Source organism: Microlunatus soli (assembly GCF_900105385.1).
GTDB classification, from domain to species: domain Bacteria; phylum Actinomycetota; class Actinomycetes; order Propionibacteriales; family Propionibacteriaceae; genus Microlunatus; species Microlunatus soli.
In genome coordinates, this window is record NZ_LT629772.1 from 4,223,107 (window position 1) to 4,244,031 (window position 20,925).

General features: G+C 68.4%; 19 protein-coding genes. 14 read left to right on the forward strand and 5 right to left on the reverse strand.

Going from position 1 to position 20,925, the window contains the following annotated elements; translation table 11 throughout:
* Nucleotides 1–84 precede the first annotated feature (84 nt).
* From sucC to mscL, 4 genes are all read left to right on the forward strand, one after another.
* Entirely contained in the window at nt 85–1,251 is a 1,167-nt protein-coding gene (gene sucC / locus BLU38_RS19325) for an ADP-forming succinate--CoA ligase subunit beta (RefSeq protein ID WP_091527082.1), read from the forward strand.
* Nucleotides 1,252–1,285: 34 nt separating this feature from the next.
* Complete coding sequence (sucD, locus tag BLU38_RS19330) at nt 1,286–2,164, forward strand: succinate--CoA ligase subunit alpha (RefSeq protein WP_091527083.1); 879 nt, start codon at nt 1,286–1,288, stop codon at nt 2,162–2,164.
* A 41-nt stretch (nt 2,165–2,205) separates the two neighbouring features.
* Nucleotides 2,206–3,135, forward strand: coding sequence for an aminoglycoside phosphotransferase family protein (locus BLU38_RS19335; protein ID WP_157683569.1), 930 nt, complete (start codon nt 2,206–2,208; stop codon nt 3,133–3,135).
* Between the two features lie 191 nt (nt 3,136–3,326).
* Nucleotides 3,327–3,791, forward strand: a complete 465-nt coding sequence (gene mscL, locus BLU38_RS19340; RefSeq protein WP_091527085.1) for a large conductance mechanosensitive channel protein MscL — start codon at nt 3,327–3,329, stop codon at nt 3,789–3,791.
* A gap of 15 nt (nt 3,792–3,806) precedes the next feature.
* On the opposite strand, the gene BLU38_RS19345 is transcribed toward mscL, so the two are convergent.
* Nucleotides 3,807–5,330, reverse strand: coding sequence for a hypothetical protein (locus BLU38_RS19345; RefSeq protein ID WP_091527086.1), 1,524 nt, complete (start codon nt 5,328–5,330; stop codon nt 3,807–3,809).
* 140 nt (nt 5,331–5,470) lie between these two features.
* Here BLU38_RS19345 and BLU38_RS19350 point away from each other — a divergent pair, with 140 nt between their 5' ends.
* The 3 genes from BLU38_RS19350 to BLU38_RS19360 are packed head-to-tail and all read left to right on the forward strand — an operon-like array spanning nt 5,471 to nt 7,991.
* A complete protein-coding gene (locus tag BLU38_RS19350; RefSeq protein WP_091527087.1) occupies nt 5,471–7,033 on the forward strand; it encodes a cell division protein PerM in 1,563 nt (520 codons plus the stop codon).
* Nucleotides 7,034–7,080: 47 nt separating this feature from the next.
* Nucleotides 7,081–7,689 carry a phosphoribosylglycinamide formyltransferase gene (gene purN / locus BLU38_RS19355; protein ID WP_091527088.1) on the forward strand — a complete coding sequence of 203 codons (609 nt, stop codon included), beginning with the start codon at nt 7,081–7,083 and terminating at the stop codon, nt 7,687–7,689.
* A complete protein-coding gene (locus tag BLU38_RS19360) occupies nt 7,686–7,991 on the forward strand; it encodes a DUF3017 domain-containing protein (protein ID WP_091527089.1) in 306 nt (101 codons plus the stop codon). The genes purN and BLU38_RS19360 overlap by 4 nt, the downstream gene beginning before the upstream one ends.
* A 38-nt stretch (nt 7,992–8,029) precedes the next feature.
* Here the strand turns inward: BLU38_RS19360 and BLU38_RS19365 are convergent, their stop codons facing one another.
* The 3 genes from BLU38_RS19365 to BLU38_RS19375 all read right to left on the reverse strand — a co-directional run bounded on the left by BLU38_RS19365 (nt 8,030) and on the right by BLU38_RS19375 (nt 10,228).
* The gene (locus BLU38_RS19365; RefSeq protein ID WP_091527090.1) at nt 8,030–8,548 is read right to left on the reverse strand and encodes a DUF4190 domain-containing protein; all 519 of its coding nucleotides are present in this window, start codon (nt 8,546–8,548) and stop codon (nt 8,030–8,032) included.
* Nucleotides 8,549–8,612: 64 nt separating this feature from the next.
* The gene (locus tag BLU38_RS19370) at nt 8,613–9,173 is read right to left on the reverse strand and encodes a DUF4190 domain-containing protein (RefSeq protein WP_091527091.1); all 561 of its coding nucleotides are present in this window, start codon (nt 9,171–9,173) and stop codon (nt 8,613–8,615) included.
* Between the two features lie 65 nt (nt 9,174–9,238).
* Entirely contained in the window at nt 9,239–10,228 is a 990-nt protein-coding gene (locus BLU38_RS19375) for a malate dehydrogenase (RefSeq protein ID WP_091527092.1), read from the reverse strand.
* Nucleotides 10,229–10,404: 176 nt separating this feature from the next.
* On the opposite strand from BLU38_RS19375, the gene BLU38_RS19380 reads away from it, so the two are divergent.
* The 7 genes from BLU38_RS19380 (at nt 10,405) to trpS (ending at nt 19,009) form a co-directional block, all read left to right on the forward strand.
* Nucleotides 10,405–11,421, forward strand: coding sequence for an SGNH/GDSL hydrolase family protein (locus tag BLU38_RS19380; protein WP_091527093.1), 1,017 nt, complete (start codon nt 10,405–10,407; stop codon nt 11,419–11,421).
* A 117-nt stretch (nt 11,422–11,538) separates the two neighbouring features.
* Nucleotides 11,539–12,702 carry a nucleotide sugar dehydrogenase gene (locus tag BLU38_RS19385; protein ID WP_091527094.1) on the forward strand — a complete coding sequence of 388 codons (1,164 nt, stop codon included), beginning with the start codon at nt 11,539–11,541 and terminating at the stop codon, nt 12,700–12,702.
* 44 nt (nt 12,703–12,746) lie between these two features.
* Nucleotides 12,747–13,949, forward strand: a complete 1,203-nt coding sequence (locus tag BLU38_RS19390) for an aminotransferase-like domain-containing protein (protein WP_197679783.1) — start codon at nt 12,747–12,749, stop codon at nt 13,947–13,949.
* Nucleotides 13,950–13,954: 5 nt separating this feature from the next.
* Nucleotides 13,955–14,401, forward strand: a complete 447-nt coding sequence (locus tag BLU38_RS19395; protein WP_091527095.1) for a MarR family winged helix-turn-helix transcriptional regulator — start codon at nt 13,955–13,957, stop codon at nt 14,399–14,401.
* A 154-nt stretch (nt 14,402–14,555) separates the two neighbouring features.
* The gene (locus BLU38_RS19400) at nt 14,556–16,478 is read left to right on the forward strand and encodes an ABC transporter ATP-binding protein (protein ID WP_231919936.1); all 1,923 of its coding nucleotides are present in this window, start codon (nt 14,556–14,558) and stop codon (nt 16,476–16,478) included.
* 80 nt (nt 16,479–16,558) lie between these two features.
* Entirely contained in the window at nt 16,559–17,983 is a 1,425-nt protein-coding gene (locus BLU38_RS19405) for a hemolysin family protein (RefSeq protein ID WP_091527097.1), read from the forward strand.
* A gap of 15 nt (nt 17,984–17,998) precedes the next feature.
* Entirely contained in the window at nt 17,999–19,009 is a 1,011-nt protein-coding gene (gene trpS / locus BLU38_RS19410) for a tryptophan--tRNA ligase (RefSeq protein WP_091527098.1), read from the forward strand.
* 21 nt (nt 19,010–19,030) lie between these two features.
* Here trpS and BLU38_RS19415 read toward each other — a convergent pair whose 3' ends face one another.
* Nucleotides 19,031–20,911: a Na+/H+ antiporter gene (locus BLU38_RS19415; protein ID WP_091527099.1), complete on the reverse strand. Its 1,881-nt coding sequence runs from the start codon at nt 20,909–20,911 to the stop codon at nt 19,031–19,033.
* Between the last annotated feature and the right edge of the window lie 14 nt (nt 20,912–20,925).

Genomic DNA, 20,925 nt, shown 5'->3' on the forward strand with positions numbered 1-20,925 from the left:
CCGCGCGGCGTGCCGGTCAGCCGTTAGGCTCGGCCTCGTCTGCTACCGCGGACGAGTCACGACGGAAGTGAAAGGTAGGGCGCGGTGGATCTGTACGAGTACCAAGCGCGGGACCTGTTCGAGGCACACGGAGTACCGGTTCTGCGGGGGATCACCGCGACCACGCCGGACGAGGCGAAGTCCGCCGCTGCCGAGCTGGCCACCCCGGTGGTCGTGGTCAAGGCCCAGGTGAAGACCGGCGGCCGCGGCAAGGCCGGTGGCGTCAAGATCGCCAAGAGTCCGGACGAGGCGGCGGCCAAGGCCGAGGAGATCCTCGGCCTCGACATCAAGGGCCACGTCGTCAAGACCCTGATGATCGCCGAGGGCGCCGACATCGCCGAGGAGTACTACTTCTCGGTGCTGCTGGACCGGGCCAACCGCCGCTACCTCGCGATGTGCTCCAAAGAGGGCGGCGTGGAGATCGAGCAACTGGCCGTCGAGCGGCCCGAGGCGCTGGCCCGGGTCGAGGTCGACCCGCTGGTCGGCATCGACGAGGCCAAGGCGAAGGAGATCGTCGATCAGGCCGGCTTCGACGCCGAGACCGGCGCCAAGATCGCCCCGGTGTTGATCAAGCTCTACGGGGTCTACACCGCCGAGGACGCGACCCTGGTCGAGGTCAACCCGCTGGTGAAGACCGGCGCCGGCGACATCATCGCGTTGGACGGCAAGGTCACCATCGACGAGAACGCCGACTTCCGGCATCCCGATCATGCTGCGCTGGTCGACAATGCCGCCACCGATCCGCTCGAGGTCAAGGCCAAGGAGAAGGGCCTCAACTACGTCAAGCTGGACGGCGAGGTCGGCATCATCGGCAACGGCGCCGGCCTGGTGATGAGCACGCTGGACGTGGTCGCCTACGCCGGCGAACAGCACGGGGTGAAGCCGGCCAACTTCCTCGACATCGGCGGCGGCGCGAACGCCCAGGTGATGGCCGACGGTCTGGACGTGATCCTGGGTGACGAGCAGGTCCGTACGGTGTTCGTCAACGTTTTCGGCGGCATCACCGCCTGCGACGAGGTCGCCAACGGCATCAAGGGCGCGCTGGAGATCCTCGGCGACAACGCCACCAAGCCGCTGGTGGTCCGGCTCGACGGCAACAACGTCGACAAGGGCCGCGCGATCCTGAACGAACTGAACCACCCGCTGGTCACCCAGGTCGACACGATGGACGGAGCCGCGGCCGAGGCCGCCGAGCTCGCGGCCGCCAAGTGACGCGCTGACAGCAGAGAAAGAGGAAACACACAACATGTCGATCTTTTTGAACGCTGACAGCAAGATCATCGTCCAGGGCATGACCGGGGGGATGGGCTCCAAGCACACCAAGCTGATGCTCCAGGCCGGCTCGAACATCGTCGGCGGCGTGAACGCCCGCAAGGCGGGCACCACCGTCGACTTCGACGGCAAGGAGCTCCCGGTCTTCGGCACGGTCGCCGAGGCGATGAAGGAGACCGGCGCCGACGTGTCGGTCGCGTTCGTCCCGCCGGCCTTCTCCAAGGACGCCGCGATCGAGGCCATCGACGCCGAGATCGGACTGCTGGTGATCATCACCGAGGGCATCCCGGTGAAGGACTCCGCCGAGCTCTACAACTACTCGATCGGCAAGAAGACCCGGATCATCGGTCCGAACTGCCCGGGCATCATCACCCCGGAGGAGTCACTGGCCGGGATCACCCCGCACACCATCGCCGGCAAGGGGCCGATCGGTCTGGTGAGCAAGTCCGGCACGCTGACCTACCAGATGATGTACGAGCTGCGTGATCTCGGCTTCACCACCGCCATCGGGATCGGCGGCGACCCGGTGATCGGTACCACCCACATCGACGCCCTCGAGGCGTTCGAGGCCGATCCGGACACCAAGGCGATCGTGATGATCGGCGAGATCGGCGGCGACGCCGAGGAGCGGGCCGCCGACTACATCAAGGCCAACGTCACCAAGCCGGTCGTCGGCTACGTCGCCGGCTTCACCGCACCGGAGGGCAAGACGATGGGTCACGCCGGCGCGATCGTGTCCGGTTCCTCCGGCACCGCCGAGGCCAAGAAGGCTGCGCTCGAGGCCGCCGGAGTCAAGGTCGGCAAGACGCCGAGCGAGACCGCGGACCTGATGCGCAAGATCATCAACGGCTGATCGCGGACCACCGACCGATCAGCGCACGATCGACAACGGCCGTGCTGGCGATCCCGGAGATCGTCCGGGCCCGTGCGGTCAGTCAGGGCGCCGAGTCCTGGCTGGCCGGGCTGGACGATCAGGTCCGCCGACTCGCTGCCCGCTGGGGCCTGCAGCTCGGTGACGTCCTGGACGGCGGCACGGCCGCGCTCGTCGTCGAGGTGACGATGGCCGACCGGACGCCGGCGGCGTTGAAGATCTCGGTTCCCGACCTCGGCTTCGATGATCAACTTCGGTTGCTGGAGTCGGCCGACGGCCGGGGCTACGTCCGGGTCCTGCGCTCCGATCCCGGCCACGGTGCCGCGCTGTTGGAACGACTCGGCCAACCGCTCGCCCCACTGATCGAGGACTCGGCGAACGGTCCCTCTCCCGAAGTGCAGCTCTGCGTCCTCGGCCGGCTGCTGCCGGTGGCCTGGGAGTTGCCCCGGACGCCGTACCAGGATCAGGACTGGAACAAGGCCGAGCAACTGGCGCGCATGATCGGCGAACTCTGGCCGAAGTTGGGCCGACCCTGCTCCGCGGCCGTCATCGACCGGGCGTTGGACTACGCGGCCAAGCGAGCTGCGGTGCCGCGGGACCGCTGGGTGGTCGTCCACGGTGACCCGCATCCGGGCAATGTGCTGCGGGTGCTGGCCGAGCGGCCCGGCGCCGTCGGCGGCTACGTCTTCATCGACCCCGACGGATTCCTCGCCGATCCCGCCTACGACGTCGGCGTCACGCTGCGGGACTGGTCGTCGCAGCTGCTGACCGGCGACCCGATCGCGCTGCAGCAGCACTACTGCCGGCTGGCAGCCAACGGCACCGGCATCGACCGGCAGGCGATCTGGGAGTGGGCCTATCTGGAACGGGTCAGCAGCGGGCTGTTCGTGACCTCGTTCGGCGAACCGGACCGCGGCCGCCGGTTCCTGGACACCGCCGAACTCCTCCTCTGAAACCCCGACCCCGCTGACCCGTCAGTTTCTCCCCGACACTCCGGGCATGTCGGGGAGAAACTGACGGGTCGGCGGAACGGGCGGACCTGCAGCAACGCGTCAGAAATCGCCAAGATCGGCCGTCGTCGGGAATGATGCTCCCCGAATCGCGCGCCTGCGCACCGGTGCGGCGGATACGAGGAGGGGATGAGATGCGGAAGCTGTGGATCGAGTTCAAGGCGTTCGCGCTGGGTGGCAACATGCTCGACCTGGCGCTCGGTTTCATCATGGGTACGGCGTTCGCCGCCGTCGTCCAGAGCCTGGCCAAGAATCTGCTGATGCAGTTGGTGGCCGCGATCTTCGGCAAGCCGGACTTCAGCCGCTTCTCGCTGACCTTGAACGGCGCCGAGATCCGCTACGGCGCCTTCCTCACCGATTTCCTGAACTTCCTGATGATGGCTGCCGTGCTGTTCGTCATGGTCAAGCTGATGAAGAAGATCGGGCTGGGCAACTTCCGGGCGCAGGGTCAGATGGAATGCCCGTTCTGCAAGGAGTTCGTGTCCTCCGACGCGCTGATCTGTAAGTGGTGCACGGCCGAACTCGAGCCGGCGATGGTCGATCAGGAGGAGGAACGCCGGCGGCACTCGTTCCGTCGCGCCGCCCCCGAACAGGTCTGACGCCCGCTCAGCAGGTCAGCGGATCTGGGTGGCTCGCTCGGCGGCGCGGGAGGTCAGCATCGTCCACTGATCCTTGGTCATGTCCCAGTCGCCGTCGCGGTACAGGAAGGTGTAGACCAGTTTGTTGCCGGCCGAGACGATGCCGACCCGGTAGCGGGAGGTCTCGCTGTCGCTGACCTTCTGATTGACCAGAGCGGCCGAGCCGCTGATCTCGGCGCCTGAGGCGCCGGTGCCCGACACGGTGGACAGATCGCTGACCGTTGCCGCCGGCAGCCGGTCCTCACACGACTTGAGGTTGTCGACGACGTTCTTGACCGCCTCGGAGGCGGCCTTCTTGGACCGCATCGTCAGGGTGATCTCGTCGACGCCGAACTTCTTCGGCATCCCCTTCGGCTTGTCGGTCAGCACGTAGCTGCGGGCCGCCCGGTTGTCGGCCTGCAACAGGTTGAAGTCGATATTTTCACAGCCGGAGGTGGTCACATTCTCCGGGGACCCGGGCTCCAGTCCGCCCCAGGTGCCCTTGCCGTTGGTCGGCGTCGGGATGTCGCCGGTCGCCAGGAAGCCGGGCTGATCGCCACCGATCGGCGGCGGGCCGTCGCTGATCTTGACCCCGCTGGCACACAGCCCGACCGCGATCGTGCACTGCAGGTCGGTGACGCTGGCCATCGCCTTCGCGGTCTTGTCCAGATCCGGGGTCTTCTTGGTGGCGGCCACGTCGACGACGTTGACCATCCGGCCGGTGCGGTTCAGGGTCACGGCCCGGTGGCTGTCCTTGATCAGGTTCTCCAACTCGATCCCGGTCGCCTGATCGCCGAGTCCGGTGATCACCCGGGCACCGGAGATGTAGCTGCCCTTCAGTTGGCATTCGCCGAGTGCCTTGGCCAGCAGGGCGTAGCCCTCGGTCGCCTGTTCGGGAGTCTTGTAGGCCTGTGCCAGATGCAGCGTCGTCGAGCCGCCCTCGCCTGCCGACAGCGTACGGATCAGCGATTCGGCCGGCTTCGGTGCGTCCTTGGAGACCGCGCCGAGGCAGGCCGGCACCGGGACATTCTGCTCACCGGGGGTCTGGTCGTTGCGGACCGACCAGTTCTGCCCGTCGATGGTCTTGGCCTCGGCTGCGGTCAGCATCGTCTGCGGTCCGATCATGGTGGCCGGCGCCGCCGCCGATGCGGACGGGTCACCACCCGCGGCGGGCGCCGTACGCTGCGGGCCGAAGGCCAGGAAACCGACCACCAGACCGACCACCAACAGCAGCGCGATGCCGCCTCCGATCAGTCCGGCGCGGCGGCCGGACGAGGACGGCTGCAGATCGGCGACGTTGGGTCGATGTCCGAAGTCGGGCCGATCGGACTTCTCCGGCGTGCCTGCCGGATCGGTCGAGTCCCGCAGCCGACGCAGTTCCTCCAGACGTTCGGTCCGGCGGGCCTTGGCGACGGTCTGCGCGGTGCTGAGTCGGGTCCGCCGGACCGAACCGGTCGTCGAACCGCCGTCCTTGCCGCCGGGGCGGTTTGGGCGGTTGTCCTTCCGCTGCTTGCGGGCCATGCTCGACGAACTCCCTGTGGTGCTGACCGGATCCTGACGCTGGCCGTACCGACGCGGGACGCGGCGAGGCCGTTTGAACTGTACCTGCTAGGGCGTGTCTGACCCGAATGCTCCGATCGGCGGGGGAGCATGGACGAGCCATGGCCTCCCTGCTTTCCCCGCACCGCTCCGGCCGCCCGACGGGGCGGCAGGATGCCGACGTACGCCTCACCGCGACCACACCGACCGAGACCGAACAACCCGGCCCGCCGGAGCCGACCGGGCCGCGGTACGGGTGGCAGTTGGCAGCGGTCGGCGGTGCGCTGACCGCTGCCCTGGCCGGTTGGATCATCGTCACCGGGTTGAGCGTCGTCGGCTGGCTCGCCGCGGCCCTGGCGGGAGCGGCCGGCGACATGGCCGACGCCGTCCGGATCGGCACCCGGCTGTGGTTGCTGACCAACGGCACACCGGCCGAGCTCGGATCGGTGCACTGGACCCTGGTGCCGCTCGGCGTGAGCCTGCTGACCGTCTTCATGATGAGCCGGTTCGCGCGCGCCGCCGCACGCTTCGCCGTACCCGATCCTGCTCGGAGCGCCGGTGACGGCGGGCTCGGCCGGATCTTCTTCGGCATCGTCGGCCTGATCACCGTCGGGTACGCCGCCGTGGTCGCGGCCGTCGGGCTCGGCACCGGCGCACAGATCAGTCGAGGCATCGTCGGTGCCGCCCTGATCGCCGCCGTCGGGGCGGCCTGGGGTGCCTCCCGGGCCCTGGACCTGCGGCTGACCGACGTCCTTCCGGCCTGGGCGCGACCGGTGCCGACCGCGGTCGCCGCCGCCTTCGGCGTGCTGCTGGTCTCCGGCTGCGCCGTACTGGCTGTCGGCGTGGTGACCAATGCCGACCGGATCGGTGCGCTGGCCGGCGGGTTGGGTGCCGGTGTGGTCGGCGGGATCGCACTCTGGGCGGCACAGGCCGCCTTCCTGCCGAACCTGATCGGTTGGGGTGCCAGCTATGCCCTCGGCGCCGGCTTCCGATTGGGCCAGGGATCGGTCGTAGCGCCGTCCGACGTGACCCTCGGCCTGATGCCCTCGATCCCGATCTTCGGCGCACTGCCTGACACCGGCCCGGGCTCCGGCCTGGGGCTGCTGTGGCTGATCAGTGGTGTGCTGGCCGGCGCGCTCGCCGCTTGGCTGGTGGTACGCCGTCGGCCGCAGGCACGATTCGACGAGACCGCCCTGGTCGGTGGTCTGGCCGGAGTGCTTGCCGCACTGCTGTTCACCGGCTCGACCTGGTTCACGGCGGGAGATCTCGGTGCCGGCCGACTCGCCGGTGCCGGACCGCGGATGCTGGAACTGCTGGTGATGAGCGGTTCCCTGCTGGGCCTGTCCGGAATCCTGTGCGGGTTGGTCCTCGGACTGATCCGGTACGCCCGCGAGCGGATGGCCGAGGGGGCCGCCGCTGCCGACGGCGTGGCTGGCGATCCTGAGGCTGCCGGCCAGGATGAGGCCGACGAGGACGTTGCCGACGAGGACGTTGCTGACGAGGATGGGGCCGATCAGGAGGCGACCGAGGTTGTCGAAGTCGTCGCCGAGTCCGCTGACCAGCGCGAGCCCAGCAGCACCGACGAGCCCAGCAGCACCGACGAAGCCAGCAGCACCGACGAGGTCAACGGCATCGACGAGGCCGACGAACCGACGCACCGGGTGCAGGATCGTCGCACCGCCTGATCGCACCGCTGTCAATCGGCCGGCGGATCGGCGATAGGGTGCCGGGTGTGGGATTCCGCGTGGTCGTGCTGGTGTCCGGATCGGGCACGTTGCTGCAGTCGCTGATCGACGCACAGTCCGATCCGGAGTTCGCCGCCGAGATCGTCGCGGTCGGGGCCGACCGGTCGCAGATCGCCGGCCTCGAACGGGCCGAGCGGGCCGGCCTGCCGACCTTCGTGCACCCGTTGGCCAAGGGCGCCGATCGTGCTGCCTGGGACACCGAGTTGCGCGACCTGGTCGCCGGCTACGACCCCGACCTCGTCGTCCTGGCCGGCTTCATGAAGCTGGTCGGCCCGGCGTTCCTGGAACGATTCGGCGGTCGCCTGATCAACTCCCATCCCGCTCTGCTGCCGAGCTTCCCCGGAATGCACGGCGCCCGGGACGCGCTGGACTACGGCGTCAAGATCACCGGAGCCAGCGTGTTCCTGGTCGATGAGGGCGTCGACAGCGGCGTCATCCTGGCCCAGACCGCCGTCGAGGTGGCCGAGGACGACACCGAGGAATCGCTGCACGAACGGATCAAGATCGGGGAGCGCCGGCTGTTGGTCGACGTCGTCGGCAAGCTCGCCACCCGCAGCTGGCAGGTCGAGGGCCGACGGGTTCGTTGGGGCCGATGACCGACCGCCCTCCCGCCGAAGCCCGGCGACCCCGTCCGCCGGCGCTGACCCCGGCTCAGGTTGTCCCGCTGCTGGTGGTGTTGATCGGCCTGGTCGGCGGGATGGTCGTGGTGGCCGTCGGGCACTGGCGGGTCGGCTGCCTGATCGTCGGCGCCTTCGTCGGGATCGGTGGCCTGGAACGGCTGTTGCTGCCCAAGGAACGTGCCGGGCTGCTGCAGGCCAGGAGCAGGTTCTTCGACGTGATCGCCCTGATCGGGATGTCGGTGGCGATCATCGCACTGGCGATCGCGGTGCCGCGCTAGCGCCGACGAGCCACGAGGAGCGTCGCCGGTCGGCCTGATCAGCCGATGCCGGTCGCGCCGATCACCATGATGATCATGAACGCGACGTACAACACGACGAACGCCGCACTGACGATGGTCGCGATGCTGGTGATCATTCCGATGATCTTGCCGGCGGTGATGTTGCCGGTGTTGGAGTAGACCGCACCGGTTTCGGCGATCTCACGCTGGGCTCGGCTGCCCAGATACCAGGCCGCGAAGCCGAGCGGGGCGAAGATCACGCTCAGCACGCCGAGGATCAGCACCGTCGCCCCCTGCGGATGTTCCGGCGCAGGGTAGGGATACGGCGGATAGGGCTGTCGATCCGGCACCCCGCGGTAGCCGCCGTACGGGGCATGGCCGTAGGGGTCTGGGCTGTAAGGATCAGCACGATGACCATCGACCGGTCGATAGATGTCGTCGGCCCGCAAGAGTTCGGCGGTCCGGTCGCGATCGTCCAGTCGGTACGGGGCTGCGGTCAGGTAGGGATCGGCCGGGCTCGGGTAGCCCCGGGGAACGCGGTAGTCGTCGTCGGTCATCCGGCCCCCTGAATGTCGTGCCCTATCTACTGCTGCCTCACCTCCAGGGTATGTCGCCGACGGATCACTGCCCGAGGCCGACGGCGAAGAGCGACACCAGTCCGACCACGACGAGCAGCCCGAGGAAGCCGCCGATGATGCCGGTGATGATGCCCGCCAACCCCATGCCGCTGCCGGACTGATGCTGCGGATCGGCCCGGACCTCCTTCTGGGCAACGGATCCCAGGATGATCGCCGCGACACCGGCAGCGAGACCGCCGATGCCGTACAGCGAGACCAGGGCGATCGACGCGATCCCCAGGATCAGGGCGATGATCGCCTTCGGGTTGGTCGGCGGCGTGACGGCCGACGGATAGCCGACCGATTGCGGTTGCGGATAGACCTGCGGGCCGTAACCCGCCGCGTACGGGTTCTGGCCGTAGGGGGTCTGCGGGTACGGCTGCTGCCCGTACGGTTGCTGGTCATACGGCTGCTGCCCATATTGCTGCTGGTCATACGGCTGCTGGCCGGGGAAGGGTTGTTGATCTTGGGAATGGACAAACCCCGGCCCCCAGGACGACCCGTCCGCGTCGGACCGGCCGAACCCGTCACCGGGGTTGCCGTCATTGCCAGGATCAGAGGTCATGCCTCCATTGTCCCTGCTCCGGGGCCAGGCCGCCGCGTTCCGGCGGACTCCCTCGAACCCCGGGATCAGATCAGGCCGAGAGACGTGACCGCTTCCTGCTCCTCGCGCAGCTCGGCGACCGAGGCGTCGATCTTGGCTCGGGAGAAGTCGTTCAGCTCCAGGTCCTGGACAATGCTGTACTCGCCGTCCTTGACCGTGCACGGGTAGGAGGAGATGACCCCTTCGGCGATGCCGTACGAACCGTCGGTGGGCACCGCCATCGAGGCCCAGTCGCCGTCGGCCGTACCGCCGACCCAGGTCCGCATGTGCTCCAGGGTGGCGTTGGCCGCGCTGGCCGCCGAACTGGCACCGCGGGCCTCGATGATCGCCGCGCCGCGCTTCTGAACGGTGGGCAGGAAGTCGTTCTCGATCCAGGCCTGGTCGTTGATCAGCTCCGCGGCCGGCTTGCCGCCGATCCTGGCGTTGAACGCGTCCGGGTACTGGGTGGCGGAGTGATTGCCCCAGATGGTGACGTTGGTCACCTCGCTGACGGCGACGCCGGCCTTGGCCGCCAGCTGCGCCTTGGCCCGGTTGTGGTCCAGTCGGGTCAGCGCGTTGAACCGGGTGGCCGGGATGTCCGGAGCATTGCTCTTGGCGATCAGCGCGTTGGTGTTCGCCGGGTTGCCGGTAACCAGCACCTTGACGTCGTCGGCTGCGTGATCGTTCAGTGCCTTGCCCTGCGCGGTGAAGATCGCGCCGTTGGCCTCCAGCAGGTCGCTGCGTTCCATGCCCTTGCTGCGCGGACGGGCGCCGACCAGCATCGCCAGGTTGACGCCGTCGAAGACCTTGTTGGCGTCGTCGCCGATCTCGACCCCGGCCAACGTTGTGTAGGCGCAGTCGTCGAGCTCCATCACCACGCCCTCCAGTGCCTTCAGCGCCGGGGTGATCTCCAGCAGCCGCAGCTCGACCGGCTGGTCCGGGCCGAGCAGTTCACCGGAGGCGATCCGGAACAACAGGCTGTAACAGATCTGACCGGCGGCGCCGGTGACAGCCACCTTGACGGGTGCGGGGCTCATTGCTTCTCCTGTTCGGAACTCATCGCATACCTGCGTGGGCACTGGACTACCCACACCGACGCTAGCAAGATGTTGCGGTGCCGTGCTCGGTGGGTGACGTGAGGCTGCCCACACGAGGTGGATCGGCACGCTGCAGCGCATCCGATCGCTCAGCATGACCCGTCGGAAGGACGAGTGTGAGCAACCAACGGTGGTACGACCTGGCCGAACCGGAAGGCCGTGGCTGGCACGGCCCGGACACCAAACGGCTCACCGACCGACTACCGGCCCGGGCCGAGGGAACCGTCCCCGACGTCGTGTGGGGACTCAGTCGACATTCGTCCGGCCTGTACTACCGCTTCCGTACCGACGCCGCCGAGATCAGCGCCCGGTGGACCCTGCCGGACGGCCCGATCGCCAAGCCGCACATGCCGGCCGCCTCGGTCAGCGGACTCGATCTGTACGCCGACGATGATCATGGTCGACCACGCTGGGCGGGCTGGGCGGCGCCGGAGACCGGCGGTACCGCCGAGGCGGTGCTGCAGACCGGCATCCGTGCGGTCGCCGAGCCGCGGGAGTATCGGCTCTACCTGCCGCTGTTCAACGAGGTCGACGACGTCGCGATCGGTGTCCCGGACGGGGCCTCGTTCGAAGTCTGCCCGGCAGATCCGACGCCACCGGTCGTCTACTACGGCACCTCGATCGTGCACGGGGCGGCCGCTTCCCGACCGGGGATGGCGATGCCGGCCCAGCTCGGCCGTCGACTGGAAAGGCCGGTGATCGGTCTCGGCTTCTCCGGCAACGGCAGGATGGAGGTCGAACTGGCTGCGCTGCTGGCCGAGATCGACGCGGCCGGCTATCTGATCGACTGCCTGCCGAACATGTCACCGGAGCAGGTCGCCGAGCGGACCGTCCCCTTCGTCCGCCGGCTGCGCCGGGACCGCCCCGACACTCCGATCCTGCTGATCGAGGACCGGACGCTGACCAGCGCCTGGCTCGTCGACGGGATGCTGGCCAAGCACCGGGACCGCCGCGCCGCCTACCGGGAGGCCTATCGAACGCTCGCCGAGGCCGACGCCCACCTGTACCACCTCCCGTACGACGCACTGCTCGGCACCGACGACGAAGCCACCGTCGATGGCTCCCATCCCACCGACCTCGGCTTCACCCGGATGACCGACCTGCTGACGCCCCTCGTCCGCCGGCTGCTCTGAGTTTCCCGAGTTGTCAGACCGTCGTTGCGTTCTGGCCCCACGACGTTCCGACAACTTCGGTGGGGTGCGGGGTCAATGTAGGTTGAGAGAGATGGTCGGTCGAGGAGGGGTGGTCGTGTGATCGGGGTTGTCGGAACCGGGTACGTCGGACTGTCGATCGCGGTACTGCTGGCCAAACGGCATCCCGTGGTCGCCTTCGACATCGACGCCGAACGGATTGCCTCGCTGCAGCGCGGGGTGAGCCCGATCGAGGACGCCGAGATCGCCGCCGAGTTGGCCTCCGGCGAGCTCGACCTGACCTTCACCACCGACAACCGCCGGGCCTACGCCGACGCCGACTTCGTCGTGATCGCCACCCCGACCAACTACCACCCGGTCGCCAACTACTTCGACACCTCGTCGGTGGAGAGCGTGATCGGCGACGTCACCGCGATCAACCCGGACGCCGTGATGGTCGTCAAGTCGACCGTCCCGGTCGGTTTCATCAACGACGTCACCGAACGGCTGGGCACCTCGCAGGTGATCTTCAGCCCGGAGTTCCTGCGGGAGGGGCGTGCGCTGCAGGACAACCTGTACCCGTCGCGGATCGTCGTCGGTGAGATCAGCGACCGGGCGAAGCGATTCGCCGGACTGTTGCTGGAGGCCTCGCTCGATCCGGACGTGTCGGTGCTGCTGACCGAACCGACCGAGGCCGAGGCGATCAAACTCTTCGCCAACACCTACCTGGCGATGCGGGTGGCCTACTTCAACGAGCTGGACACCTTCGCCGCGCTGCACGGGCTGAACTCCCGCCAGATCATCGAAGGCGTCGGGCTGGACCCGCGGATCGGGTCGCACTACAACAACCCGTCCTTCGGGTACGGCGGCTACTGCCTGCCCAAGGACACCAAGCAGCTGCTGGCCAACTATCGCGACGTGCCACAGACCTTGATCGACGCGATCGTCAGCGCCAACTCCACCCGCAAGGACTTCATCGCCGACGACATCCTGCGACGGAAGCCGAAGACGGTCGGGATCTTCCGGTTGATCATGAAGGCCGGGTCGGACAACTTCCGTGAGTCCAGCGTGCAGGGGGTGATGAAGCGGTTGAAGGCCAAGGGGACCGAGGTGTTGGTCTACGAGCCCGAGATGGAGGCCGAGTCCTTCTTCGGATCCGAGGTGCTGCACGACGTCGAGGAGCTCAAGGCGCGCGCCGATCTGATCGTCACCAACCGGCACCATCCCGACCTGGCCGACGTGGCCGACAAGGTCTACACCCGGGACCTGTTCGGCACCAGCTGAACGGTCCCTGCAGCCGGCCGGCCGGGCAGTGGCAGACTTCGGCCATGATCGCAATCAGCAGGGCGGCGCAGTCGATGACCTCCAGCGCCATCCGGGAGATCCTCAAGATCACCCAGCGGCCGGACGTCATCTCCTTCGCCGGCGGGCTGCCGGCGCCCGAGCTGTTTCCGACCGACGAGATCCGGACGGCCACCGACCGGATCCTCACCGACCAGCCGGCCGCGGCGTTGCAGTATTCGACCACCGAGGGGCATCTGCCGCTGCGTCGTTGGATCGCCGAACAGGACGGACTGGCACCCGATCAGGTGCAGATCACCAGCGGCAGCCAGCAGGGTCTCGACCTGCTCGGTCGGGTGCTGATCGATCCCGACGATGTGGTCCTGGTCGAGTCGCCGACCTATCTCGGTGCGCTGCAGGCGTTCAGTCCGTACCGGCCGCGGTTCGTCGAATTGATCACCGACGACGACGGCATCGTGCCCGAGGCGCTCGATGATCAACTCCGTACGCTGTCGGCCAAGCTGCTCTACACCGTGCCGACCTTCCAGAACCCGACCGGCCGGACGTTGTCCGCCGAACGCCGGCAGGCGTTGCTCGAGGTCACCCGCCGGCACCGGGTCACGATCATCGAGGACGGCCCGTACAACGAGTTGCGGTTCCGCGGCGAACGGCTGCCCACCCTCTTCGAGCTGGCACTGGCCGACACGCCCGATCCCGACGAGCTGAATGTGATCAAGCTCGGCACCTTCTCCAAGGTGCTCGCACCCGGTCTGCGGGATGCCTGGGTACAGGGGCCGCGGGCGGTGATCGACAAGCTGGTGCTGGCCAAGCAGGCGGCCGATCTGCACTCACCGACCCTGAACCAGATGATCATCACCGAACTGCTGGACGACGTGTTGCCGCGGCAGATCAAGATCATCAGTGAGGCGTACGGCCGCCGGGCCCGGGTGATGATCGACAACGTCGCAGCCCGGTTCCCGGCCGGTGTGACCTGCACCGATCCGGACGGCGGGATGTTCTGCTGGGTCACGCTGCCCGACGCCGGCATCGACACCGCGGAGATGCTGGCCGCCGCCGTCGAGGAATGCGTCGCCTATGTCCCCGGACAGCCGTTCTTCGCCTCCGGCGAGGGCAACAACACGATGCGGCTGAGCTATGTGACCTCCAGCGAGGCCGAGATCGAGACCGGCATCGCGGCGCTGAGCAGGGTGATCGCCGGCCGGCTTGCCGACGGTCCGCCACTACGCTGACCGGCATGACCAGGCAGTCGCCCCCGGCCGGGCCGGATCGCGTCCCCGACGATCTGGACGAGTTGCTGCGCAATGCCTCCCATCGGATGCGGCATCGGTGGGTCCAGGTGCTGCAGCCCTGGGAACTGTCGCCGCATCATGCCCGGGCACTGCGGGCCATCGTCTCCAGCGAACCGCTGCGGCTGTCCGAACTCGCGGAGCGGTTGCGGGTCGCCAATCGCTCGGTGACCGACGTCGTCGACGCCTTGGTCGACCGCGGGCTCGCCGTCCGCGAAGCGGTGCCGGGGGATCGCCGCGCCACCGCCGTCCGTGCCACCGACGCCGGCCGGGAACTGCTGGACGACGCCGAGCAGGCCCGTCGTACCGACCTCACCGATTTCTTCGGTCGGCTGACCGAGCGGGAACGCCGTCAACTGGCGGGCCTGCTCCGCAAACTCATCGACACCGAGTAGGCATCGGTAGCGATCCGGCGGGGTTGTCGACCGGACAGATGCTGAGGTAAACTCATTATCAGGTTGGCTCAGGATGCCGGTCGTGCTTGCGTCCCTTCCGTGTGGACGTTGCGGAGCGCTGGATCGCCCTGGGCCCGGACGAAGGGACTTTTGATTGACCACCACAACCACATCTTCACCGCCGGACAGCAGAGCCGGTGGCACCGACAACAACAGCCGAGAACGAGCTCCCCGCGGAGGAGGAGGCCGAGGAGGCGGCGGCGGATTCGGGCCGGCCAGGATCGACCCGGAGGATCGCGCGCAGCTCGCCGAGAGCCCGGTCCGGATGGCTCGCGTGCTGCAGCTCTTCCGGCCGCACCGCGGCCCGCTGCTGACGGTCACCGCGATCATCGTCGGCACCTCGGTCGCCGGACTGGCCAGCCCGTTCCTGCTCCGCGAGATCATCGACGTCGCCCTGCCCCGGCAGGACGTCGAACTGTTGGTGATCATGGTCTCGCTGATGCTCGCGGTGACCGTGATCACCTCGCTGCTCGGCGTGCTGCAGACCTGGATCGCCAGCACGGTGGGCGAGCGGGTGATGCACACGCTGCGGACCCGGGTCTTCGAACACCTGCAACGACAGTCGATGTCGTTCTTCACCCGGACCAGATCCGGCGAGGTGACCTCCCGGCTGACCAACGACATCGGCGGCATGCAGGCCGTCGTCACCACCACGGCCACCTCGATCGCGACCAACGTCACCACCGTGATCGCCACCGCGATCGCGATGATCGCGCTCAGCTGGCAGCTGAGTCTGTTCACCCTGCTGGTCCTGCCGCCGGCCATCTGGCTGACCCGCCGGGTCGCGACGATGCGCCGGGAGATGACGCTGCAGCAGCAACGCCGGATGGCCGACCTGACCAACCAGATCGACGAGGGTCTGTCGGTCAGCGGCGTCCTGCTGACCAAGACGATGGGAGCGGGTCGGGCCAGCGCCCGACGGTTCGCCGACACCTCGGCAGAGCTGGTTGATCTTGCCCTCCGCTCCGAGCTGGCCGGCCGCTGGCGGATGGCGACGATGTCGATCATCTTCGCCGCGATCCCCGCATTGATCTACCTCGTGGCCGGGCTGCCGATCACCGGCGGCCGGCTCAGCATCGGCACCCTGATCGCCTTTGCGACCTTGCAGGGCAGCATCTTCCGCCCGCTGATGGGCCTGCTCAACGTGGCGGCCCAATGGATCGCGTCGATGGCACTGTTCTCCCGGATCTTCGGCTACCTCGACACCGAGACCGATGTCGGAGAACCGAACGATCCGGTGTCGGTCGATCGGACCGCGATCCGCGGCGAGGTCCGGATCGCCGATGTCGATTATCGCTATCCCGGCAGCGAGACCGACGCCGTGGCCGACGTCGACCTGACCGTGCCGGCCGGCAGCAGCCTGGCCCTGGTCGGTGCCACCGGCTCGGGCAAGTCGACACTGGCCTCGATGGTGGCCCGGCTGCGGGATCCGAGTCGGGGCACGGTGACGATCGACGGCCACGATCTGCGTACGCTGTCCGCGGAGACCGTCGCCGACCTGGTCGGAGTGGTCACCCAGGAGACCTACCTGGTACACGGGACGATCGCCGACAACCTGCGGATCGCAGCCCCCGATGCGACCGACGACCAGCTGTGGCGCTCGCTCGAGATCGCCCAGATCGACGACCTGGTCGCGGCCCTGCCCCGAGGGCTGGACACCGTCGTCGGTGCCCGCGGCCAACGCTTCTCCGGCGGCGAACAGCAACGGTTGGCGATCGCCCGGGTGGTGCTGCGGGATCCGCCGATCCTGGTCCTGGACGAGGCGACCAGCGCCCTGGACAACAGCACCGAACGGCGGCTGCAGGCCGCGCTGGACAGCCTCAGCCGCGGTCGTACGACGATCACCATCGCGCACCGACTGAGCACCATCGAGCGGGCCGATCAGATCGCCGTTCTTGATCATGGCCGGGTGATCGAGCTCGGCACCGACGGCGACCTGCGGCGGCGGGCCGGGAGTTATGCCCGACTCGCCGGCGCGACTGCCGATGACGAACAGGACCGGGCCGGGACCGCGTGATCGGATAGCTCGGGTTGGGCCTTGCCCCGTACCCTTGATCGCGTGAATCCTGCCAGGTCCACCAACACCGGTGATCGATGATGAGCGCCGTCCTGCGCGACGCCGCGCTGATCTTGCTCTTCGTGATCATCGGAGGGGTCTTCGCCGCGGCCGAAATGGCGCTGGTGTCGCTGCGGGACAGCCAGGTCCGACAACTCGGCAACCGCGGCAGCCGCGGCCGGACCATCGTCCGGCTGACAGCGGATCCGAACCGATTCCTGTCCGCGGTGCAGATCGGCGTCACGCTGGCCGGCTTCCTGTCCGCGGCGTTCGGCGGCGCGACCCTGTCCGGCCCGCTCGGCCGACAACTGGAGAAGCTGCACCTGGCTCCGAACGTCGCCAGCACGGTCGCGCTGATCATCGTCACCGCGGTGATCTCCTACGTCTCGATCGTGGTCGGCGAGCTGACCGCCAAACGCCTTGCCCTGCAGCGATCGGAGTCCTTCGCGTTGGCGCTGGCGCCGATCGTCGACTTCATCGCCAAGATCGCCCGTCCGGTGATCTGGCTGCTCGGTGTCTCCACCGACGGTCTGGTCCGACTGCTCGGCGGAGATCCGAAGGCTAGTCGGGAGGAGGTCAGCAACGAGGAACTGCGGGCGATGGTCAGCGGTTCGGAGAGCCTGGGTGAGGAGGAGCGGCAGATCGTCGACGACGTGTTCGCCGCCGGCACCCGCAGCCTGCGTGAGGTGATGGTGCCGCGCACCGAGGTCGACTTCCTGGACGGTGACCTGCCGGTCCGGCAGGCCGCCCAGGAGGTCAACACCGCCTCCCATTCGCGCTATCCGGTCCGCGGCGAGTCGGCCGACGACATCCTCGGCTTCGTGCACATCCGAGACCTGCTCGATCCGCGGCTCGGCGGTTCCGAACCGGTCCGTGAGCTGATCCGGCCGGTCGTCTCGCTGCCCGACACCGTACGCGTGCTGCTGGCGCTGACCGAGCTGCGCCGGCAGGCGGTCCATCTGGCGATCGTGGTCGACGAGTACGGCGGCACCGCCGGCATCGTGACGATGGAGGATCTGGTCGAGGAACTGATCGGCGAGATCACCGACGAGTACGACGAGCCGGCCGCCGAACCCGGACCGGACCATGATCACGAGGTGGACGGCCTGCTGACCCTGGAGGACTTCGCCGACCGCACCGGGCTGTCCCTGCCGGAGGGGCATTACGACACCGTCGCCGGCTTCTTCGTCGCACGTCTCGGCCGGATCCCCGAGCTCGACGACACCATCGACGTCGTCATCCCTGCCGGACCCGACGGCCCCGAACGCCACCAGGACAGGGCGTCCGACGACGAGGACGACGAGCCGACCGGCGTGCAGCTGGAGATGCGGGTGCTCGAGCTCGACGGCCGCCGAGCGGCCCGCTTCTGGGTACGGGCAACGCCGATCACCTCCGCAGCCGTCGAGGATGCAGCACGGCAACCGGGCCGACCCGGCGGGGTAGCGGAGACCGACGCCGCCGGATGATGAAAGAATGCCGCCATGTCGCACGCCCGTCCCCGCGTCCTGTCGCTGATCCAGCCGACCGCCGAGTCCCTGCACCTGGGCAACTATCTCGGCGCGCTGCGTCAGTGGGTGCCGCTGCAAGATGATCATGAGGCGTTCTACGGCGTCGCCGACCTGCATGCGCTGACCGTCGACCAGGATCCGGCGGCGCTGCGGGAGAAGACCCTGCGGGCGGCCGCGCAGCTGATCGCCGCCGGCATCGACCCGGACCGGTCCGCGGTGTTCGTCCAGTCCCACGTCCCCGAACACACCCAGCTGATGTGGGTGCTGTCCTGCATGACCGGCTTCGGGCAGGCCGGCCGGATGACCCAGTTCAAGGACAAGTCGGCCAAGGGTGGCGTCGACTCGGCCAACGTCGGACTGTTCAGCTACCCGATCCTGATGGCCGCCGACATCCTGATCTACCGCGCCGACCGGGTCCCGGTGGGAGAGGACCAGCGGCAGCATCTGGAGCTGACCCGGGACCTGGCCCAGCGCTTCAACGCCCGCTACGACAAGACCTTCGTCGTCCCCGAGCCGCACATCCTCAAGTCGGTCGGCAAGATCCAGGACCTGCAGGAGCCGACGGCCAAGATGAGCAAGTCGGCCTCGTCGCCGAACGGCATCATCGAGTTGCTGGACGAAGAGCGTGTCAACGTCAAGAAGATCAAATCCGCCGTCACCGACTCGGAACGGGAGATCCGCTTCGACGAGGAGAACAAGGCCGGCGTCGCCAATCTGCTGACCATCCTGTCCGCGCTCACCGGCGACGACATCGACAGCCTGGTGGCCGGGTTCGCCGGCAAGGGCTACGGGGACCTGAAGGGTGCCGTCGCCGACGCCGTGACCGGCTTTGCCACGCCGTTCCGGGAACGCACCCTGCAACTGCTCGACGAGCGCACCGAGCTGGAGAAGATCCTCGCCGACGGCGCAGCACGGGCCCGAGAGGTGGCCGCCGAGACGATCACCGACGTGTACGCCAGGGTCGGCCTGCTGCCCGGCGTCTGAACCGAAGAGGCTCGACCGAGCTCAGCCGAGCCGCTCGTCGACGAAGCACCAGCGCCAGCTCTCGCCCTGCTCGAAGCTGCGCATCACCACGTGACCGGTCTGCTTCCAGTGCCGGCGGGAGTGCTGCGCCGGTGAGGAGTCACAGCAGCCGACGTTGCCGCAGGTCAGACACAGCCGCAGATGGACCGTCCGGGTGCCTTCCCGTTCGCAGTCCAGGCAGTAGCCCGGTCCGTCGGGCTTGATCACCGAGGGTGCCTCGGCGAGGTGTTCACAGCCGGCGGCGATCCGATCCGGTGCGGTCAGCGGTTCGTCCACGGCGACATCGTCACTCTGCTCGGCCAACACCGTCAACATCGATTCCTCGACATCGAGGGAGTAGAGGACGTCGTCGATCACCTCGTGGTCGATCTTGCCGTGCGCGCGGATCCGCAGCACGGTCTCCCGTTCGGTCTGCAACGTCGCCAGCCGGAGCCGACGATATTCCTCCGCCGGGGTCTCGACGTCGCTGCTGGCGCCGAGGCGTTCCCAGATCGCGTTGGTCCGTTGGCTGATCCGTTCCCGTAGTTGCAGCAGCGTCTCGGCCGAGTCGGTGTCCTCGGTGATCTCGTCCAGCCGACTGAGTGCTGCGCGCGAACTCTTCTGCAGCACCGACGCCGCCTGCAGCGCATCCTCCCGGGCGTCCGGACCGCGCAGCCCGGTCCGCCGGGCCAACGCCGGCAGCGTCAATCCCTGCAGCAGCAGGGATCCGGCGGTCACCACCATGGCGGCGAACACCAGCACCGGGCGATAGCGGATCGACTCCGGCAACACGAACGCCGCCGCCAGCGTCACCACGCCGCGCATCCCGGCCCAGCCGATGATCATGGTTTCGGCCGCTCCGGCGCGGGACTGACCGCCGTCGCGGCGGAGCAGCGTCAGTCGGAACACCCAGACCATCGCCATCCTGATCAGGATCGCTCCACCGAGCGCGGCCGCGCAGACCGCGATCACGGTCCCGACGGCGAGATCGGTGGCGATCAGGTCGGCCAGGATCCAGCGTGCCTGCAGGCCGATCAGCAGGAACACCGCGTTCTCCAGGACGAACTGGATCGTCGTCCAGTTCATCCGCTCGCTGAGCCGGGACTGTGCGGTCTGGACGACCGGAGCCTTGTGTCCGATGATCAGGCCCGCGGTCACGACCGCGATCACACCCGAGGCGTGGAAGTGGCCGACCCCGAGTTCCTCGGCCGGCAGATAGGCCACGAACGGCAGCAGCAGCGAGATCGCGTTGTCCAGTGCGGGCGAGGTGATCCGACGGCGGAGCAGGCCGGCGAGCCAGGCCACCAGCAGGCCGATCAGCACCCCGCCGCCGGCGGCGACCAGGAAGGCCAGCCCGACTTCGGCGACGCTGACGCCGGCACCCAGGGTGAGGATGCCGACCCGCAGGCAGGTGATCGCGGTCGCGTCGTTGAACAGCGACTCGCCCTCCAGCAGGGTGACCAGGCGGCGGGGCAGACCGACCCGGCGGGCGACCGAGGTCGCGGCCACCGCGTCCGGCGGCGCGATCACCGCGCCGAAGGCGAACGCCGCGGCGAACGGGATCGGCAGCAACAGCCAGACCAGCAGCCCGACGCCGAGTGCGGTGACCACCACCATGCCGACCGACAACAACCCGATGGTGGCCGCCTGGGCCCGGAAGTCGACCACCGAGGAACGGATCGCGGTCGCGTACAGCAGCGGCGGCAGCAGACCGAGCAGCACCAGTTCCGGGGTCAGATGGATCTCAGGGATCCACGGTATGAACGACGCCGCGATGCCGACGACCATCAGCACCAGCGGGGCCGGCAAGCGCAGTCGTCCGGCCACGGCGGTCACCGCGATCACGGCCGCGGCCAGCGTCGATATGCCCAGGGCAGCTTCCACGCCGCTATCGTGCC

Excerpts from the sequence above, each read along its gene's own strand:
- sucD (WP_091527083.1), top strand. The coding sequence starts at position 1,286 with ATGTCGATCTTTTTGAACGCTGACAGCAAGATCATCGTCCAGGGCATG.
- mscL (WP_091527085.1), top strand. The coding sequence starts at position 3,327 with ATGCGGAAGCTGTGGATCGAGTTCAAGGCGTTCGCGCTGGGTGGCAAC.
- BLU38_RS19345 (WP_091527086.1), bottom strand. The coding sequence starts at position 5,330 with ATGGCCCGCAAGCAGCGGAAGGACAACCGCCCAAACCGCCCCGGCGGC.
- BLU38_RS19350 (WP_091527087.1), top strand. The coding sequence starts at position 5,471 with ATGGCCTCCCTGCTTTCCCCGCACCGCTCCGGCCGCCCGACGGGGCGG.
- BLU38_RS19360 (WP_091527089.1), top strand. The coding sequence starts at position 7,686 with ATGACCGACCGCCCTCCCGCCGAAGCCCGGCGACCCCGTCCGCCGGCG.
- BLU38_RS19365 (WP_091527090.1), bottom strand. The coding sequence starts at position 8,548 with ATGACCGACGACGACTACCGCGTTCCCCGGGGCTACCCGAGCCCGGCC.
- BLU38_RS19370 (WP_091527091.1), bottom strand. The coding sequence starts at position 9,173 with ATGACCTCTGATCCTGGCAATGACGGCAACCCCGGTGACGGGTTCGGC.
- BLU38_RS19375 (WP_091527092.1), bottom strand. The coding sequence starts at position 10,228 with ATGAGCCCCGCACCCGTCAAGGTGGCTGTCACCGGCGCCGCCGGTCAG.
- BLU38_RS19390 (WP_197679783.1), top strand. The coding sequence starts at position 12,747 with ATGATCGCAATCAGCAGGGCGGCGCAGTCGATGACCTCCAGCGCCATC.
- BLU38_RS19395 (WP_091527095.1), top strand. The coding sequence starts at position 13,955 with ATGACCAGGCAGTCGCCCCCGGCCGGGCCGGATCGCGTCCCCGACGAT.
- BLU38_RS19405 (WP_091527097.1), top strand. The coding sequence starts at position 16,559 with ATGAGCGCCGTCCTGCGCGACGCCGCGCTGATCTTGCTCTTCGTGATC.
- trpS (WP_091527098.1), top strand. The coding sequence starts at position 17,999 with ATGTCGCACGCCCGTCCCCGCGTCCTGTCGCTGATCCAGCCGACCGCC.